At 62.8% G+C, this 17,833-nt stretch carries 16 protein-coding genes; 5 read left to right on the forward strand and 11 right to left on the reverse strand.

What is annotated here, in order from left to right:
- The first annotated feature begins 23 nt into the window (after window positions 1-23).
- The 5 genes from ACN9MO_RS24955 to ACN9MO_RS24975 all read left to right on the forward strand — a co-directional run bounded on the left by ACN9MO_RS24955 (window position 24) and on the right by ACN9MO_RS24975 (window position 4,286).
- On the forward strand, window positions 24-989 hold the full coding sequence (locus tag ACN9MO_RS24955; protein WP_057251520.1) for an ABC transporter permease: 966 nt from the start codon (window positions 24-26) through the stop codon (window positions 987-989).
- Window positions 986-1,837 (forward strand): ABC transporter permease, encoded by an 852-nt coding sequence (locus tag ACN9MO_RS24960; RefSeq protein WP_112994687.1) that lies wholly within the window; start codon window positions 986-988, stop codon window positions 1,835-1,837. The genes ACN9MO_RS24955 and ACN9MO_RS24960 overlap by 4 nt, the downstream gene beginning before the upstream one ends.
- Window positions 1,834-2,643 (forward strand): ATP-binding cassette domain-containing protein, encoded by an 810-nt coding sequence (locus ACN9MO_RS24965; protein WP_057251518.1) that lies wholly within the window; start codon window positions 1,834-1,836, stop codon window positions 2,641-2,643. Before ACN9MO_RS24960 ends, ACN9MO_RS24965 begins: the two co-directional genes overlap by 4 nt.
- Entirely contained in the window at window positions 2,640-3,386 is a 747-nt protein-coding gene (locus ACN9MO_RS24970; protein WP_057251517.1) for an ABC transporter ATP-binding protein, read from the forward strand. Before ACN9MO_RS24965 ends, ACN9MO_RS24970 begins: the two co-directional genes overlap by 4 nt.
- A gap of 192 nt (window positions 3,387-3,578) precedes the next feature.
- Window positions 3,579-4,286 (forward strand): OmpW/AlkL family protein, encoded by a 708-nt coding sequence (locus tag ACN9MO_RS24975; RefSeq protein ID WP_425987134.1) that lies wholly within the window; start codon window positions 3,579-3,581, stop codon window positions 4,284-4,286.
- 71 nt (window positions 4,287-4,357) lie between these two features.
- On the opposite strand, the gene ACN9MO_RS24980 is transcribed toward ACN9MO_RS24975, so the two are convergent.
- The 11 genes from ACN9MO_RS24980 to ACN9MO_RS25030 form a co-directional block, all read right to left on the reverse strand.
- Window positions 4,358-4,777, reverse strand: coding sequence for a CBS domain-containing protein (locus tag ACN9MO_RS24980; RefSeq protein ID WP_057251516.1), 420 nt, complete (start codon window positions 4,775-4,777; stop codon window positions 4,358-4,360).
- Window positions 4,778-4,857: 80 nt separating this feature from the next.
- Window positions 4,858-6,969: a glycoside hydrolase gene (locus ACN9MO_RS24985; protein WP_425987135.1), complete on the reverse strand. Its 2,112-nt coding sequence runs from the start codon at window positions 6,967-6,969 to the stop codon at window positions 4,858-4,860.
- A gap of 53 nt (window positions 6,970-7,022) precedes the next feature.
- Window positions 7,023-8,021: a glycosyltransferase gene (locus ACN9MO_RS24990; protein ID WP_057251515.1), complete on the reverse strand. Its 999-nt coding sequence runs from the start codon at window positions 8,019-8,021 to the stop codon at window positions 7,023-7,025.
- Between the two features lie 81 nt (window positions 8,022-8,102).
- Window positions 8,103-8,465 carry a VanZ family protein gene (locus ACN9MO_RS24995; protein WP_057251514.1) on the reverse strand — a complete coding sequence of 121 codons (363 nt, stop codon included), beginning with the start codon at window positions 8,463-8,465 and terminating at the stop codon, window positions 8,103-8,105.
- Between the two features lie 139 nt (window positions 8,466-8,604).
- Window positions 8,605-9,705: a glycosyltransferase family 4 protein gene (locus ACN9MO_RS25000; protein WP_425988224.1), complete on the reverse strand. Its 1,101-nt coding sequence runs from the start codon at window positions 9,703-9,705 to the stop codon at window positions 8,605-8,607.
- A gap of 325 nt (window positions 9,706-10,030) precedes the next feature.
- Window positions 10,031-11,290 (reverse strand): glycosyltransferase family 4 protein, encoded by a 1,260-nt coding sequence (locus ACN9MO_RS25005; protein ID WP_057251513.1) that lies wholly within the window; start codon window positions 11,288-11,290, stop codon window positions 10,031-10,033.
- Between the two features lie 9 nt (window positions 11,291-11,299).
- On the reverse strand, window positions 11,300-12,061 hold the full coding sequence (locus ACN9MO_RS25010; protein WP_057251512.1) for a polysaccharide deacetylase family protein: 762 nt from the start codon (window positions 12,059-12,061) through the stop codon (window positions 11,300-11,302).
- Entirely contained in the window at window positions 12,054-13,382 is a 1,329-nt protein-coding gene (locus ACN9MO_RS25015; RefSeq protein WP_113133770.1) for an O-antigen ligase family protein, read from the reverse strand. The genes ACN9MO_RS25010 and ACN9MO_RS25015 overlap by 8 nt, the downstream gene beginning before the upstream one ends.
- Window positions 13,383-13,395: 13 nt before the next feature.
- A complete protein-coding gene (locus tag ACN9MO_RS25020) occupies window positions 13,396-15,012 on the reverse strand; it encodes a GumC family protein (protein ID WP_113133771.1) in 1,617 nt (538 codons plus the stop codon).
- A 128-nt stretch (window positions 15,013-15,140) separates the two neighbouring features.
- Window positions 15,141-16,289 (reverse strand): GNAT family N-acetyltransferase, encoded by a 1,149-nt coding sequence (locus ACN9MO_RS25025; RefSeq protein WP_425987136.1) that lies wholly within the window; start codon window positions 16,287-16,289, stop codon window positions 15,141-15,143.
- On the reverse strand, window positions 16,279-17,601 hold the full coding sequence (locus ACN9MO_RS25030) for a lipopolysaccharide biosynthesis protein (RefSeq protein WP_112994696.1): 1,323 nt from the start codon (window positions 17,599-17,601) through the stop codon (window positions 16,279-16,281). The genes ACN9MO_RS25025 and ACN9MO_RS25030 overlap by 11 nt, the downstream gene beginning before the upstream one ends.
- Window positions 17,602-17,833: the final 232 nt, after the last annotated feature.

The raw sequence follows: 17,833 nt of genomic DNA on the forward strand, positions 1-17,833 counted from the left end.
CGTGAGAAGAAAGGAATGCAGCCATTCTCACCTATCTCGTCCGCCGCTTTGCCATCCTCATCCTGTCGCTGCTGATCGCGGCGGTGGTGCTGTTCGTGTTGTTGCGCCTGCTCCCCGGCGACCCGGCCAATGCGCTTCTGTCCGTCGGCGCCGATGCCGCGCAGATCGAAAAGGCTCGCGAGCAGGTCGGTTCGAACCTGCCGCTCTGGCAGCAGTTCCTTCGTTTTGCCGGCAGCCTCGCCCGCTTCGATCTCGGCACCTCCTTCGTCAGTGGCAAGCCCGTGATCGAGGAGATCGCCGCGCGGCTGACGGTCACCGTACCGCTGGCGCTGATGGGCTTCCTGCTGTCCATTCTGATCGCGGTGCCGCTCGGCATTCTCTCGGCCGTCAAGGCCGACCGCTGGTATGGCGGATTGATCTCGACGGTCTCGCAGCTCGGCATCGCCATTCCGGTCTTCTGGGTCGGCATCCTGCTCGTCACTGTCTTTGCCGTCACCTTCCGGCTGTTTCCATCAGGCGGCTTTCCCCGCCGCGGCTGGCAGAATGAGGGACAGGTGCTCTATGCGCTGGCGCTGCCTGTTTTGACGATCGGGCTCGTCATGGGCGCATCGCTGCTGCGCTACGTGCGTTCGGCGACACAGGATGTTCTCGGCAGCGATTACCTGCGCACCGCGCGCGCCCTCGGCGCCAGCTTTCCTGAAGCGCTTGTTCGCCACGGCATCCGCAACGGCGCCGTGCCGATCGTCTCCATTCTCGGCATCGAGCTTGCCACGACCCTGCTCGGCGCCGTCGTCATCGAGCGTGTCTTCGCGCTGCCGGGTCTCGGCTCGATGCTGCTGCTCGCGATCGAGCAGCGTGACTATCCCAACGTCCAGGGCGTGCTGTTCATCTCGACGCTACTGGTGCTGCTGATCGGCTTTGGCGCCGATCTTACCCAGCGGCTGATCGATCCGCGCCTGCGCGAGCGCGCCGTTGGAGGCAGCGCATGAGCCCGGTCGAGACGTCGGTATCCAGACGGGAGCAACGGCACTCTCTTGCCCTCACCCTCGGGCTCGCGCTCGTCGGCATCAATCTGCTCGTCGCCCTGCTCACGCTGTTCTGGACGCCGTACGATCCTTTGAACGCCTCCGGTGGCCGACTGGAAGCGCCATCGCTCCTGCACTGGCTCGGGACCGACCGGCTGGGGCGCGACCTGCTCACGCAACTGATGATCGGTGCGCGAACGGCGCTTCTTGTCGGCACCGGCGCCGTTGCGATCGGCGCGACGGTCGGCGTCAGTCTCGGCGTTCTCGCCGCCTTTGCAACACGCCTTGCCGACGACGTGATGGCCGCGACGCTCGATATCCTGATCGCCTTCCCGACCCTGCTTCTGGCCATGTTGGTGGTCGCGGCAAGCGACAGCGCCAGTCTGTGGACGGCAATCCTGGCCCTTGGCCTCGCGATCTCCGCAATCGTCGCTCGGCTGACCCGCATCCTCGCCAAACGGGTGCTGCGCCAGGACTATATCGTCGCCTCGCGAACATCGGGAACCTCTTGGGCCGGCGTCGTTTTTCGCCACGTGCTTCCCAATATCTGGCCGACGCTCTCGGTCAATTTCGCTTTGCAGTTCGGCCTTGCCGTCATCGCCGAGGCGTCGCTCTCCTATCTTGGTCTCGGCGCACCGCCGCCAAACGCCTCCTGGGGACGGCTGCTGCAGGAAGCGCAGGGCACCGTCTATACGGCGCCGATCGGCGCGATTGCTCCCGGCATCGCCCTGGTCGCCCTTGTCATCGGCATGAACCTTCTCGCCGACGGCCTGCGCGACATCGGCGATCCGACACGCGGGAGATCGCGATGACAGCGCTTCTCAACATCCAGGGCCTCCACATTCGCGCCGGCGATAAGCCGCTGGTATCCGATCTCTCCTTCTCGATCCGGCCGGGCGAGCGCATCGGACTGATCGGCGAGTCCGGCTCAGGCAAGTCGATGACCGCCATGGCTGCGACCGGCCTGCTGCCCGTGTCGATCGGCGTAAGCGGTTCGATCGAGCTTGACAGCCAGCAGGTGGTCGGCGCCACCGACAGCGTCATGAACCGTCTGCGCGGCGCTGCCGCCGCCGTCGTCTTTCAGGAACCGCTGACAGCACTCGACCCGCTGATGAAGATCGGCCGGCAGATCGCCGAACCGGTTCGCCGCCGACTGGAGCGGGAGAGCGGCAAGACATCGAAGGATGTCGTCCAGCGCGAAGTCCGCGACCTCATCGACAAGGTGGCGCTGCCGCAGCCGGAACGCATCATCAACTCCTATCCGCACGAAGTGTCGGGCGGCCAGCGCCAGCGCGTCGCCATCGCCATGGCGCTCGCCTGCCGCCCGAAGCTCTTGATTGCCGACGAGCCGACGACCGCACTCGACGTCACGACGCAGGCGGAAATCCTCAAGCTATTGGATCAATTGGTGCGCGAGACCGGCATGGCGCTTTTGTTCATCAGCCACGACCTGCCCGTCGTTGCCCAGGTGGTGGAGCGCGTGATCGTGCTGAAGAACGGCGTTGCTGTCGAAGAAGGGCCCGTCAAGGCGGTCTTCGGCAACCCGCAACACGACTACACCAAAACCCTGGTTGAAGCGGCCCGCCTGTTCGACGAAGCGCTCGGGGCAACCGGATGATGATGCTCGATCTTCAAAACGTCAGCTTCGGCTATTCCCGCGAGCAGACCACGCTCAACGACGTCTCGCTGTCTGTCCGCCCCGGTGTCAGCGTCGGCCTCGTCGGCGAATCCGGGTCCGGCAAGACGACGCTTCTGCGGCTGATGCTCGGGCTCATTCGCCCGACCAGCGGCGTCATTCGCTTTGGCGAGGAGAGCCTCGATACTGGAAACAGTGCCTTCATGCAGCGCTATCGACGCGCGGTGCAGCCGGTCTTCCAGGATCCCTATTCGTCCCTCGACCCGCGCCAGCGGGTGATCGACATCATCGGCGAGCCGCTCAGGTCGTTGCGGATCCCGGGCGATCGCACGCAGACGGTCGCCGAAGCGCTCGAAGCGGTAGGCCTGCCGCTTGACGCGATGCGCCGCTATCCGCACGAATTCTCGGGCGGCCAGCGCCAGCGCATCGCTATTGCCCGTGCGATCGTCGCCCGTCCGCAGATCGTGCTCGCCGACGAAGCGGTCAGTGCGCTCGATCTTTCGACCCGCATCCGCATCGTCGAGCTCTTTAAGACGCTTTCGGAAAAACTGACGCTGGTGTTCGTCTCCCACGATCTCGGCGTCGTTGCCGCCCTTTGTGAAGAAATGATCATCCTGGAACGGGGCAAGGTGGTCGAGAGCGGCAAGACCCGCGACATTTTGGCTGTACCCAAGCACCCCTATACGCAGCGGTTGCTTGCCAGCATTCCGCGCATGCCTGCCTGACAAGGGATTGCACGAAGTTCTTGGGTCCGGACGAATCCGCCTTTACCCCCAAGGACTTGGTGATTCGTGGCCGCATTGATCCAGGACAACCCCTGAGACGCACTTCGTGAGCATAGTGCCGCCGGCCGCAGATACCCTGTGGCCGAACGCCCTGACCGGCGATGTTCAATTTCTTCTGGGGGTCCGGAAATCATGCCTACTCGCGCCATCTTGCCATCTGCCGTCGTCTTTGCCGTACTCGCGGCGCCGCTCGCGATCGCGACGGCGGCAGATCTCTCCGAGCCGAGCGCGGTCGCGGCACCGGAAATGCCTCTCGCCAGCGAGCCGGGCCGATGGATGATCCGCGCCCGCGCGCTGGCCGTCCTGCCCGACGACAAAGCCTCGCTCTCCCTGAATGGCACAGCGCTTGATGGCGAAAAGGTCGGCGTCAGCAATTCCGTCGTGCCGGAACTCGACATCACCTACTTCTTCACCGACAACATCGCGGCTGAACTGGTCCTCGGCACGACGCCGCACACGGCGCGCGGCAGCGGCTCGATCTCCGGTCTCGGCGAAATCGGCAAGGCGTGGCTGCTGCCGCCGACGCTGACATTGCAGTACCACTTCAACGTCACCGACGAGATCAAGCCCTATGTCGGCGCTGGCGTGAACTACACGATGTTCTACAACGAGAAGCCCCGGGGCGATTTCTCGAGCTTCAACATGAAGAACACCTTCGGCGTGGCGCTGCAGGCGGGCGTCGACATCAAGCTCTACGACCATTGGGGTCTGAACTTCGACGTCAAGAAGTTGTTCCTTGAGCCTGAGGTCAACGCGACGCTGCCCGGTGCCGGTGCGGTCAGCGGCAAGGTCAAACTCGACCCTTGGCTAATCGGCACGGGCATCAGTTACCGCTTCTGATCCGTTCGCGGAGCGACGCGAGAAACCGTTTGCGGCGCCGTAGTAGGCGCCGCAACTGTAGAGGCAGGATGTTAGAGGTGATGAGCCGTGACTGCCCGCGCAAGTTCACCTGACAACTGCCGGCTGCTGGCATGGGATATGTCGCCCAGTGACAGCATGCCGACCATGCGCTTGTCCTCGTCGATTACAGGCAGACGCCGGACCTGTTTCGCCTCCATCAGGTGGACGGCGTGTTCGATCGTCTCACCGGTGCGGCAGTAAACAATATCCCTGGTCATCAAGTCGCGTGCCGTCATCGAAGCGGGATCGCGCCCATTGGCAAAGGCACGCAAGGCGATGTCGCGATCCGTGACCATGCCGATCAGGCGGTCGTTTTCGCCGACGGGCAAGGCCCCAATATCCTCGTCCCGCATGATGCGTGCGATCGTCTTGATATCTGTTTCGGGAGAGATCCAGCGAGCGCCGGGATGCATGGCTTCCGATATTTTCATCGTACCCTCCTGTGCTTGAAAGCGGCGGAGAATAAGCTGACATCGTGGCCATTCATTGATCCACTGGCGACAGACGATTTCTATTGCAGCTCGAGAAGGAAATAGGTCGTCGGACCGGAGGGAAGTTTGTTTGAGAGACGGAAGGCGACGGCGCCCTTCCCCTTCACGACGGGCGCATGCACAGTCCCATCGAGACCAACAGGCGAGACGCTCCAGCTCGCAGCGCTTCGCTCCAGCGAAAGATCCACATAGCCTTCCCGGATCCGGACGGGCAACCGCCCGAAATCCTCGATCACCTTCTCTTCGGTGTCGCGAAATGTCATGCCGGTGTTCTGCGCATCGGTCGCAAAGATCAAGAGGAAACGGCGGCTCTTGCTCAGGAATGCTTCCGCATCGAGGGCCGAGACCGCGATCAGCCCATTGCCGTCGGCCCCGTCGATGCTCAGGACCCCGAGATCGATAGGCTCGCGTAGCGACGAGAAGGCTGCTGCTTCGGTCGCGGTCGTTGCAACGCGCAATTGCCCGGCAAAACGGTTCAGCACGATCTCGCCTGTGCTGCTCTGATAGATGCCGGCATCGATGTTCGTGCCATTGTCCGCCGGAAGCGCGCCGCTTTGGCGCAGGCTTTCGAGCAGCGCTTCGCTGTTTTGCTGACGTGGTTGCAGTACGGCAGGTGTTTTGTCGAGATCCTTTACGTCCTCAAGTCCGATCCTCCCGACGAGCGCGAGGTCGGTCAGATATTCCGGCTCCCGCGCCTGCATGTCGTCAGATAGATCCTCTTCACCACGCACGGCAAACGGGACGGTTACGTCCGATGTCGCAACGTCCCCGCGGCGGTAAAGCAACGCTGCCAGCGTCTCGCCGGCACGGGCGACGGGATCGAGGGCGATCGCATAGGGAAGCATTGCCTTCTTGTGTGCGAAGGGCTCGCCATAGGTAAGAACGATCGGGCCGTGACCATGGCGGCAAAGCGCATCCCAGCCTTGGAGCGCCGCATAGGCCGACATCGCCAGCCCCGCCTCGAAGCGGTAGCGGTTCCAGAAGAGATGATCGTATTCGCTGATCACGAAGGGCCTGCCGAGCCAGCGCGCTGCGGCGATCATCCGGATATAGTTCACCCCGTCGGCAATCGAGCTGGCCTGGGTGGTTTTGCTGCCCGGCGCGTAGCCGCTGACCCAGTCGTGATAGGTATTCATGGTCACGGCTTCGAGGTCGCGCCGGCTGAGCGACGCCTGGACCGTCGGCCAATTGTTGTAGTTGCTGATCAGGCCGCGGTAGCCAAGCCCGCGCAGCACCTCGCTCATTCGTGCGGTTGTGGCCCGTTCCGTCTCGATGAAGAAAGCCTGCAGATCCCGCAGACGCGCGCTGTCGCCGTAGCGGTCTGCGGGAAGCTCGACCGATCTCGCCTCGATCGTCTCATCGGAGCGAAGATCGGGCCAAGCCTTGGCCAAAGCTTCGGTGGAGCCATAGCGTTTCGCCAGCCAGTCATTGAAGGGCTTGGCGAGCAACGGATCGTAAGGCGCTTTTCCCGGCCGATCGTGCACGACAGCGTCGAACTCCATCCCGTTCTCGTTGGCGAGAATGACGACCGCCAGGGCATCGTCGCGGATGGGCGCGACGCCCGTATAGGGGTTCACGCGCGCAAGGATCGTTTCCTGCATGCGCTTCCAGTGATCGAACGCCCGGTCATCCACAAGCAGCTCGAGCTTGAGGTTTCCTCCATCGTCCCAACGGTCGTCAAAGCCGCCATAGACGCCGCGCAGCGACGAGAGGCCATCGACCATCCAGTAGATGCCGTTGCGCTTCAGCGCCGCCAGCAGATACTGAATGCGGTCGAGGGTCTCGGGGTCGTAGTCGAAATCCCGGTCACGGCCGAACATCAGGCTGGCATCGACGAAATGCAGTCGAGCGAGATTGTAGCCGTGCATCGCCAACTGCCGGGCGTAGCGATCGGCCGTTACGTGATCGGGAAACCCGCCGGACGCCGGGCTCCAGGCGAGTGACGCGCAGAGCATCCTTTCAGGTTTTTCGGGCGAGCTCGCGAACGCGAGTCGGCCATTGGTGCCTGCGACCAGGCGACGATCCGCATTGATCGTCCCGTTCGGCAGGAAAGATGAGAAGTCGAGAGGGCTGCCAGCCTCTAGTTCGAGTGAGACTTCGCGCACGGGAAGCCACTGATCCGATGCGCGCATGGGCGAACCGAATGCGAGGAGCATTGCCGCAGCAGCGAACAGCCGACGCCCTATCACGCCGGGGCCCCGAGCAGCTTGCTCTCGATTGGCGCATCAGGCTTCCGGCGCGCCCGGAAGAAGCCGACCGGCAGGGCCGCCGCATGGAAGAACCAGGCAACGACGGTGTAGAGCCCCATGCTGATGCCCCCCTTGCGCAGGCTCATGAGCCCGACGACGCCGGCGAGGATCGCAAGGACCACGCCGAGCGCGAGCGCCCTGTTGGGCATGAAAAGCAGCAGGCCGAGCGAAACCGCCCACCAGAGATAAACCAGAGCCCAGAGCTTGAGCTCCGGCAGCTCCCTGATGAGCTGCAGGAAATAGGGCCGGCCAAGCGATGCGCGCAGCAGCTCGCCAATGCCGAACAGATACTTACTCTTCCAGCGGCGGACGAGCAGCCGGTAGGAATTGTCCGTGTGGCCGAAATGCTGGACGAAGCGGCGGTCGAGGCGATGCAGCTTCCAGCCGGCACTGCGCAGCCGGATACCGAGGTCGAACTCCTCGTAGCCGTGGAGATTGCGATCGGAGAGGTAACCGACCGCCTGGATCGCCGAGCGGCGATACAGGCCGCCGCCGTTCATGCGGTCGATCGCGCCGATGCGGTTCTCCGGCGCATTGCGCGTTACTCGCCGGGCAAATTCGAGGTTGGAAGTCAGCATCTCCTGGACATGACCGGTGACGCCGCCGACCTTAGGATTGTCGGCCAGGAACACCTCGGCAACCTCAAGGAAATCGCTGTCCAGAAGCATGTCGCCATCGAGCAGGCAGATGTGCTCGTGGCGGGAATACTGGAAACCGAGCTGCGGACCGATCCCGCAACTTGGAAGCGCCGGCGGGCTGATCTGGGCGATGACGACCGGATAGCGGGAGGCAATCTCTATGGTTCTATCGGAGGAACCGCTATCGGCAACGATGACCTCACCGCCGACCGTCTTGAGGGCGACAAGCGCGCTCTCGATGTTCGCGGCGATGCGCTTTTCTTCGTTCAGCGTCTTGATGATGACGGATACTGCCACGCATTCTCCTCATATCAACAGCGCGTCGACAACCGCGCCCAAGTCGCGGGCGATCTTACCCGCGATATTTTGCGTTTTGGTTTACCGCCCCAGCAAACGCAGCAATGGCAACCGATAGCGAAAGAGGAACCAGCCGCCGAAGACGCCGCAGACACCACCGAGAAGCTTGACAGCGACATCAGCCGCCCGCGCATGGCGATCCGCCGAAATCATCTGCAAAAGTTCGAAGCCGATCGCAGTGGCAAGCACGAGAACCAAGACACGCACGAGGTGCTTCGGATAGGCGATCGCGAACAGCAGCCCCAGCAGGCCGAAAGCGCCGAACCGCTCGAGATGAACGAGATGCCCGATGCGCGGACGCAATTCGAGGGGAGACATCGTCGAATAGGCGATCACGGCAAAAAGGAGCCATGCGAAAAGGCCGGCGGCGCGTTTGAGGTTCATTGTCAGCTTGTCTTCCAGGCGGCGTGCAAGGCACGGCAATCGTCGAACGGACCACGACGGCGCCCGCCTGCCCGTCCAAACGTGCAAGGCGCGCTGTCGTACTTGATTGGCGAAGACACGGGCAGACGCGAACGTCGGCCTATTTCGCCAGCAATGCGCTATACACCGCCGCAGTCTTTTGCGCCACGTTTGTCCAACTGTAGGTAGCTTCCGCGTGGGCCGCGCGCTCCCGGACATCGTCATCGCTGAGTGGCGCAGCAAGCTTTGCGGTGATGCCGGCTGCAAGCGCATCGATATCGCCCAGCGGAAAGTACTCGTCGGGCGCAAGGTCCAGTTCCCGGTTGGGAATGATATCGCTTGCCAGCAAGGGCAGGCCGTAGGCCATCGCCTCCAGCAGCGCGATCGGCATGCCCTCATGGCTTGAAGGCAGCACGAACAGGGCGGCATTGGCGAAGAGTTCTGCCAGTCTATCGCCGGACTGGAAGCCGGTAAGCACCACCCCCGGCACCTCGGCGGCGAGGGTTCTCATCTCCCGGACATAGGGTGTCTCGAACTCCGCGCCACCGGCGATCACGAGCCGGACATCCGTCAGCCCACATTTCGCAAAGGCCCTGATGAGATCGAGCTGCCGCTTCTCCGGAACCAATCGTGCGGCGAGCAGGATGTAGCATCGCGGCGCCAGGCCAAATTCACGCAGGATACCGGCGTTGCCGGAGGGCAGCGTAATCGCGACACCATTTGGGACCAGCGTCATCGACACATGGTGGCGCGCGCGCATGGTCTGGACGATATCCTGCGATATCGCCACACGCCCATTCGAGAACCGCATGCCGAAGAACTCACCGAGCTTCAGCGTGCGCCTGGCAAAGGCGCCCCATTTCTGCCGGTCGTAGTCGTAGCCATGATGGGTGACGACAACCTTCAGTCCGAAAACGCGTGCAAGCGGCGTCATCAATGCCGGGCCGATGGCGTGGATATGCAATACGTCCGGTCGCCGCCAGGCGGCAAGACATACGCCGAGGAAGGTGTGAACGAGCGCCTCCAGCGCCATGCGGCGCGGCGACCAGAGAGGGATGACCTCGACCCCGTTCCAGGCGTAGCAGTCGCTTTGCTGAAGATAGCGCCGACGCCCGACGACCTCGACATCCCAGCCGTAGCCCAGAAGTTTGCTGGCGAGCATTTCGACGTGTTTCTCGACACCACCCTGAACGTTCGGAATGCCGCGCAAGCCCAGCATCATCACGCGCTTGCGCTCGCCTCTGGCGGCAACAGCTCCACTCTGGACGGCCAGAGCCCGCTGCCTTCCAGACAGAGCCGCGCCGCGCCGGGGCATCTGCGCGCGTCCCTCGGACAGCCCGGATTGTGCGATCTCCTGTGCAATCACCGGCTGCTGGCGGTGACTTCGCGAGACATCAGAGTTACTGCTCATGCGTCGCCTCGAAGGTTGTCCGTACCGGATTTCACGGCGAAATACTTATCAACCAAGTAAATATTTCATTGACCACTTATATAACTGACCAGAAACCATACGGCGAGCCCACATTACTACAAATTGTGCGCGACGGTTAACGGCGCCGGCCCTCCCCCGCCCCGAGCGATGCATAGAGGTCAAGTGTTCTGTCGCGATAGGCGGCAGCGGAGAATTCACTGGCGACCCAACGCCGGCCCGATGCCCCCATCGCCGCACGTTCGGAGGAAGGGAGCGCCGCCATCCGCGTCAGTACCCGTGCGAGATCGTCAGCATCACCGGGTTTTGCCGTCATCCCGGTCTCACCTTCCCGGATCATTTCGGGGATACCGCCGATCGATGCGCCGATGACTGGTCGTCCCAACGCATAGGCTTCAAGCACGCTGATCGGTGCGTTCTCGTACCATTCAGATGGCAGGACCAGGGCGCGTGCTTCCCCAATCAGACGGTGCAGGGCCTGGCCCGAGAGATAACCGGCGAATGTGACATCGGCCCCGGTCTGCTCGACCAGCTCGCGAAGCATCGCTTCCTCGGGCCCGGTTCCGGCGATCACCAGGCGCTGACGCGACGATGCCGCCGCTCTTACCAACGTCCCCAACCCCTTCTCCGGCGCCAGACGTCCGGCGAAGACGAAGTAGTCGCCCTCTGTCCATTGGTCGGAATAGTCCTCGACGTCGACGAAGTTCGGAATGTGGACCATGCGCTCACGCGGCCATCCCCACTCGACCAACTTGTCGACATAGAACTTGCTCGGCACGACGATGCGGTCCACCTGGTTGCGGTAGAGACCGAGCGCGCGGTGGACCAGCGTTTCCGCTAGCACCACCGCGCTCAGCGTCACCTCTCCCTTGATGCAGCGGTGGCGCAACACGTTGTAGACGTGCCCGCCGCGACAGTCCTCGCAGACGGCGCCATCACGCAGCATCTTGTAGGAGGGGCAGGCAAGCTTCAGGTCGTGCGCCGTCATGACGACAGGGATGCCGGCTTGCTTCAGCGTCGAGAAGATCGCCGGCGACAGATGATGATAGACATTGTGCGCATGGGCGATCGAGGGCCGGGCACTCCGGATCAGCCGGTCGACATTGCGCTGCGCCTCGCGCGAGTAGATCACGCTCGCCGCCTGCACGACCTTGCGCAGCAGATTGGTGCGCCGGCCATATTCGATCTCGGAGACGAAATAGTCGGACCATGGCGAAGGCTTATTGTCCTCATGCTCCATGGCGAAGGGCACCACGTCCCAGCCGATATCGCCGAACATCTTCATATGGTCGAAGAAAACCGCTTCGGCGCCGCCGCGGCGATAGAAGTAGTTGTTGATGGCGAGCAGCCTGTTGTTGCCGTTTCGTTGGCCAGACATGGCGCTCTCCTACCAGCCAAGCCTGTCGAGCACCCGCTCGACGGGCAGGACCACGCATCCCTTTGCGACCGCGTATTCGACGAGGTGTTCCAACGTTTCCGGCGTGCAGCCATAGGGCGTCGGACGCGCGGCGATGTCGTGGGTGAAAAACACGAGCCAACCGGGCCGGGCGACCACATCGTCGATCCAACCGCTCAGTGCGCGCGCATCCGCTTCCGGCTGTCGGATCTCTACTGCCTTCAGCATCAACGGGTCGACGGCGGTGCGGTTGATGCTTTCGCCAGCGGCGCGGCAGGTGCGGTAGCGCCGACCCAGTTCCCGGCGCGACAGCGGCCAGGCGGCATTGTAGGGAAAGGCGAAATTCGTCGCTGCCGCCCCGACACCGCTGCGCTTCAGATAATCGGTATTGCGGTCGAGATCCCGAGCAAGACCGGCAGCACCCAGGCGCCTGATCTTGCTATGTGAAAAGGTATGGCAGCCGACTTCGTGGCCGCGGTCGGCGAGATCGGCGCATCCCTCCGCTGAGATCAGAGTGCGATCAGCTTCGACTCGATCAGCCAATCCGCCGGCGATGTAGAACGTTCCCCGCGCACCGTGGCGCTCGAGGATCGCGGCACCGTTATGAAGCGCAGTATCCGGCACGTCATCGAAGGTGAAGGAAACGAGTGGCACATCGGTCACAACGTCGCGCGGCTTGGCCGCGAAGCGCCAGATCAACCGGTTGGCGACGCGATCGACAAGGCCGTCGACGGTTTGCAGGAGATCAGGCATAGACGGCTCCGGATTTTACCTGCTGCGGGGCCACCGAAAGAACCGCGCGCGATTGAAGGTGCAGGCCGTAAAGGGAAAAGAGGAATGTGAACCACAGCAGGTTGCCGCCCTCGAAAAACAGGCTTTCGAGGCCGGCGTTGAAGATCGTGTAGAGCCAGACGCGGATGTAAAGCCGGGTCAGATGCGAATGCTCCACGGCCGGTGCCAGGCGCGCGATGTTGCGGAGAGGCAGAACCAAAAGCCAGATCACCGTCAGCAACAATCCGGGAAAACCCGTCGTCAGGGCGATATCGAGATAGGAGTTGTGACCATTTGCGGCCGCCACAGCCCAGGTCTCGATCGAGCCGCCGCTGTTGACCAGTTCCGACGTCTGCCAGAAAGCCTTGAAGCCATAGCCGGTGATCGGTTGTTCGGCGAGCGCCGTGAAGGCGAAGCGCCAGATATCGGCGCGATTGGTAAAGGTCGCATCGATGCCAAGCTCGGTGACGAAGTCGCTGAGTGGCTTGAACACCGCGGAGCCGACGGCGAAGAGATTGAACAGACCGACCCCGCCGATAACGATCGGGATGCGCAGGAAGCGGAACCGCTCGAAAACCCAGGCAAGCAGCACGATCGCCGGCAGCATGGCGGTCGAAGTCTTGCCGCCCGTGTGGAGCAGGAAGTTGAACGATAAAACGACGATAACCAGCCCAGCCAGTCGTGACCAGACGTTCATGACGAAGAGGCCAAAGAAGGCGGCAATCACCATGGCCGCCGCAGCGCTGTTCTTGTGGGGGAAATGACCACGCCAAAGGCCGGCGTTCATCGGTTCGCGCAGTTCGGAGGCCTGGTGGATCGCCAGGGTCGGCTTGAAGAGAATCCCGTAATAGGCGACCGCCAGCATGAACAGGGTGCCGATACCGAGCATCTTGGCGAAATGTCGCTCCGAAGCGGGCAGCAGCAGGTAAATGCTGGCATTGATCGTCACCATTACGGCGAGCACGGTCCCCTTGATGCCGAACATCGGATAGGCCGATATGGCCGAGACGAACAGGAACCAGATGTAGAGCACGGCCAGCAATGGCCGCGGCTGCAGGATGATGCCCCGCATCGGGTGCGCCAGCCCATAGGCCAACATGGCCGTGAAGAGTGCAAGCGATACGATCTGGTTCAACCGATTGGAGTTGCCGGCCGAAGGATCCAGCACCGCCGCCCCGGTCAGGTCGATAAAGGGCGTGGTCGTTATCCAGAAAAACAGGAACGTCGCCATGAAGAGCACGGTTCCTATACGGACGCGGAGCAGGTCCGCCGGGCTCTCCTCGCGATAGACGGCGCTCGTCATGCCGTCCCCCTTCTCAGGCCACTGCGAGCCGGCGTCCGCGCAGGAAACGCCAGAGCCCTAGCGTCAGGGCCAGGCCGATACCAAGTGCGAGACCGAAGATTACGCCTCCCGCGAGCAGGATCAATGTCCGCGGCGGCCAGCTCCGCGCATTCGGCGGCAGCGCGCGCGAGATCACGCGGACATTGGTCGTGTCGATCTGCTGGCGCTCGGTGATCTGCTGGGCGCGCGCCAGGTGGGTCTCGTAGATGGTGGCCTTGGCGCGGGCATCTCTCTCGAGATCCCGAAGTTGCACCTGAGCCTCGTTGTCGGAAAACACGTTGGACTTCTCGTCGCTCGCCTTGGCCCGCAGGGCAGCAAACGCCTGCTGCTCGCGACCCATGTCCGCCTTGGCACGATCGAGAATGCGGCGCGCTTCGTCGGTCATAGCGCCTTCCAGCGTCGTGCGCTCGGACCGGGCATTGACGAGACGCGGGTGACGCTCGCCATAGGTGCGCTGCATCGAGGCGATCTGCTGCTGCAGCACGTTGTACTGCTCGCGCAGGTTCGTCATGTTGACGGATTCGAACTCCGAGGCGCTCGCGATTCGGCCCTGAGCGATAGCATCGTTCATCTGCCGATAGCGCGTATCCGCCTGGATGAAGCGCTGCTGGGCGTCGAGAACCTGCGTGTTCAGTTCGTTCGAAAGCTGATTGCTGACGAGCTGGCCGTCATTGGTCGACTGCAGACCATTCTTGCGGCGGAAATCCTCGACGGCGCGTTCAGCCTCGGTGACATTGTGGCGCAATTCATCGAGGCGCGCATTGAGGTTCTGGGCAACACGGCCGGCGCTCTCGGCGGCAGATTGAAACAGCTCCTGCTCAAAGGCCGCGACGATCGTGTTGGACAGTGTCACCGCCTTCGCCGCCTCCTCGCTCCAGACCTTCATGACCACGACGAAGGAGCGCTCCTCGCGCCGGGCTTCGACGCGCTCCGATAGCGCTCGCATCGCGGCAAGTTCATTTCCTGCCTGCTGCTCCGCCTTCGTCGAAAAGAGGCTCTTCAGCGAACCGAAGGCCGAGGGCTTCACGAACTCCGGATCCTCGGCAAGGTGCAACTGGTCGATCACGCGCGACAGCACGTTGCGCGATGTGAGAATGCGAAGCTTGCTTTCGACTTCCAGCAACTGCGCGTCGCGCTGCGGGTTGGAGGTGAAAACGTCGTCGCTGACGACATTGAGATTGGAGGGGTCGACAACGATGTCGGTGTAGACATTGTAGCGCGGCGTCGCCGTCATCGCATAGGCAAGCGCGGCGGCCACGCAGAGCATCACTGCGACGACGATCCAGAGGAGCCCGTCCCGCAGCCAGCCGATGATATCATCGACGCCGACGTTGCCGAGTTCGTTCAATCCCGGGAAGTAACTTTCGCGACGCACCGGTGGAGTAGCCACAGCGGCCCTGGGCTGCAGCCGCGACGCTCCCAAGGGCTCGTCGGGTTGCAAGCGCGCATTCGCGGGCTTATCGGCCACCTGCTCCGCTTCCGGCAAGTCAGACGACAGCAGATCGAGCAACGAGCCTCTCGCGGCCGGTGCACGCTGATCGTGCGCCGGCTGGCTGGGCCTCCGTTTCTCGGCCTCGTCCGGCCTATACATAAGCATCCCTCACGCACGCCCATCAAGACGCGAAGATCGTGACCCCGCGAGCCGCCATCTATCGCAGAATTAAGGTTGTAGGGTGAATATTCCGTTAAATGGCAGGGCTTGCCGCTTAACGCGCGGGGTCAGAAGTCAGTCAGCAACCGGCTCCAGCTCTCCGACGCCAGTCCGCCGACATAGATGTCGTTGCGTTGCGCGGCATCCTTGAGATCCGCGTGCCGGGTCACCATGCAGAAGTAGCCGCGATGATGGAAGGAGAGCCATCTCTGGCGAGAGATCGCGTTCATCAGGAAAGGCTGCGCGCTGCCGACGGCAAGCGCATAGCCCTCCGCATCAAGCGAATGGAACATTTGCGCGGTGACGTCGAACTCACGGCCCGCCTCGCAGACGATGTTGAGCACCGTCGCCGTCTCGCCGGCCTTGCCGAAATAGAGATAGGCGCCGATCACGCGCCCGCCCTCATCCACGACCTCCCGGCTCAGGAGTTCCCCCAGAGTGCTGTTCAAACCGGCGACGGCCGTCAGCCAGTCGAATTCACTGCGGGACCAGACGGGTCTGACGGCAAAACGCAGGAGCATCGGCTCGGCGCATTCGACAAAGGCCGCGGGATCGATGGCGCGCGTCGTGCAACCGGCTCGCGCATCCGGCTTCGTCCGGGGGCGATGGCGGCGCAAGATTCGATCGGCAACAGCAAGCGGCCCCATGACGACGCGCGACCGGAGGAGCGGTGCCTGCCGGCCAATCGTCAGAGCCCAGGCTTTGAGCGGCCGAAAGGCACGGCGCCAATCGAGGCTCTGTATCGGAAGCACGACGCCCCCGCCTGCCACCCAGTGGTCCGCACTGACCGGCGACGAATTGTCCGAAAAGCACATGTCCTGTCTGGCGGCGCGCATGGCGCGGGCAAGGCAGGCCGCGCCGACTGCGCCGGCCTTGCCTTCGGACATGAAGGCGCAAAGCAGTTTCGCCACCGTATGTCGGCCATTGACCGTGAACTCCATCGGCAGCGCCAGTATGGCGCTGCCGATACCGCCAGTCCCGTCGTCATAGACGATGCTGCCGTTTTCCGGCGTATAGAGCGGGCTGCCGAAGAAGGTGGTCTCGAGATATTGTCGAAGCTCTTCGCTCGCCGCCTCTTCGCGTTTGCGAAAGATGCGGGTAAACATGCTGCTGACGATGGGAATATCCCGCGGCTCCATGGCCCGTACGTTGCCCAGGCGCGGCGTTTCCCGGCCGAGCGGCCTTGCGGCATGGCTGTTTTCGGCCTCAAGCTTCATGGGCCATCCTCGTTGCCAGAGACGCGCCGCCAGCGGCCTGCTCCCGATCATTCCGCACGAAGCGCAAGAAGACGGTCCAGGACACCAAGACCATCGCAATTTCGATGACATAGAAGGAGACGAAGGTTCCGGTCGGCGGCGCATGCCAGGTGGCCCAGGCCGTAAGCGCTGCGCCGAGCACGCTGCCGAGGCCCATGACCGAGGCGCGCGCCGGATGGTGCCCAGATGCGCCGAGCGCCTCCATCGCCACCGTCCACATGGCAAGCGGCACCACGACCCAGCAGAGGATGCGGACGAAGGAAACGAGCGACACGTAATCCTTGCCGAAAAGATAGGGCAAGACTGGAGCGAGCACAAAGACCGCGACGGCGGCAGCGATACTGATCGAGGTGGCGGCAATCAGCACCTTGCGCACACGTTCGAACGCATGGTGCAGCCCGGTTGCAGTCGCTTTCGCGGAGCCGGGATAGATCAACCGGTTCAGCGCTTCAACCGACAGGTAGCTGCTCTCCAGCATACGCCGCGCGACGCTGTAGCTCGACATGACCTCGGCAGTCGCCACCAGGCTCAAAACCAAGAGGTCGGCATTCTGCCTGACGGCCCGCAGGATGAACGGGATGCTGAAATAGAGCCCCAGCGGCAACTCTTCACGGACGATGCCATAGGTCGGACGCCCCAGCACCTTGACGGCACGCCAGCATCCGACAGCCACGAGCACATGACAGATGAACTGCCACACCGCCCAGGAGGCGACCGTCGCAACTCCGAACGCGATACAGGCGAGCGCGGCGGCAATGGTGCGCGCCACGGCAAAGCCGACGACGACCTTGTTTGCCGAGGCAAAATTCGAATGCGCGAGGAAAATCTGCTCCGCCAGCACGATGATGCGAACGAAGACGATGTTGGTGATGAGCATCAGCGTGATCACCGCGACATTGGTGGCGGGATCCGGTGACAATGTGAAGAAGAATGGCAGGACGGCAGCGCCGAGCAGAACCAGGATCACGCCGCTCACGGCGGTCAGCAGAATATTGTGCCCGAGCATGCGCGCGTACATGCTGCGATCGCGCGCCACGCGGCGCACCAGGCATTCCATCGCGCCGAGACCGCACAGGTGCACGGCGATGTTGGCGACAGCGGTAATTGCGACGAAAACGCTGAACTCATGCACGCCGAGCCAGCGCGCCAGGATAGCAAACGTCAGAAGCTGGGCGGCGGACCCGATGACGAGGCTGCCGCCAGATGCAGCATAGGACATGATCATCGAGAGGAACGGTCTGTGCGCGCGTTCCTTCACACCTTCCGAAGCCATTCCGATCTGCCTTTGACACCAACCAGCCGTTCATTGCGCAGAAGCGCACTCAATGACAGCGAGCAATCGCCTTTGATCGCTGCGCAAGGTAGCAGGTAGAGATGATTGCGCGGTTAACACATGCGCCGCAATTGCATTTGAGCTTCATTTACCCGATTACAATAGGCTGCAGCACTGCGCGTCTACAGATTTATCCAGGAACAATTCGACCGAGGACATGAGGGGGTGGCCG

This window comes from Ensifer sp. R-19 (assembly GCF_049905105.1).
GTDB lineage: Bacteria > Pseudomonadota > Alphaproteobacteria > Rhizobiales > Rhizobiaceae > Ensifer.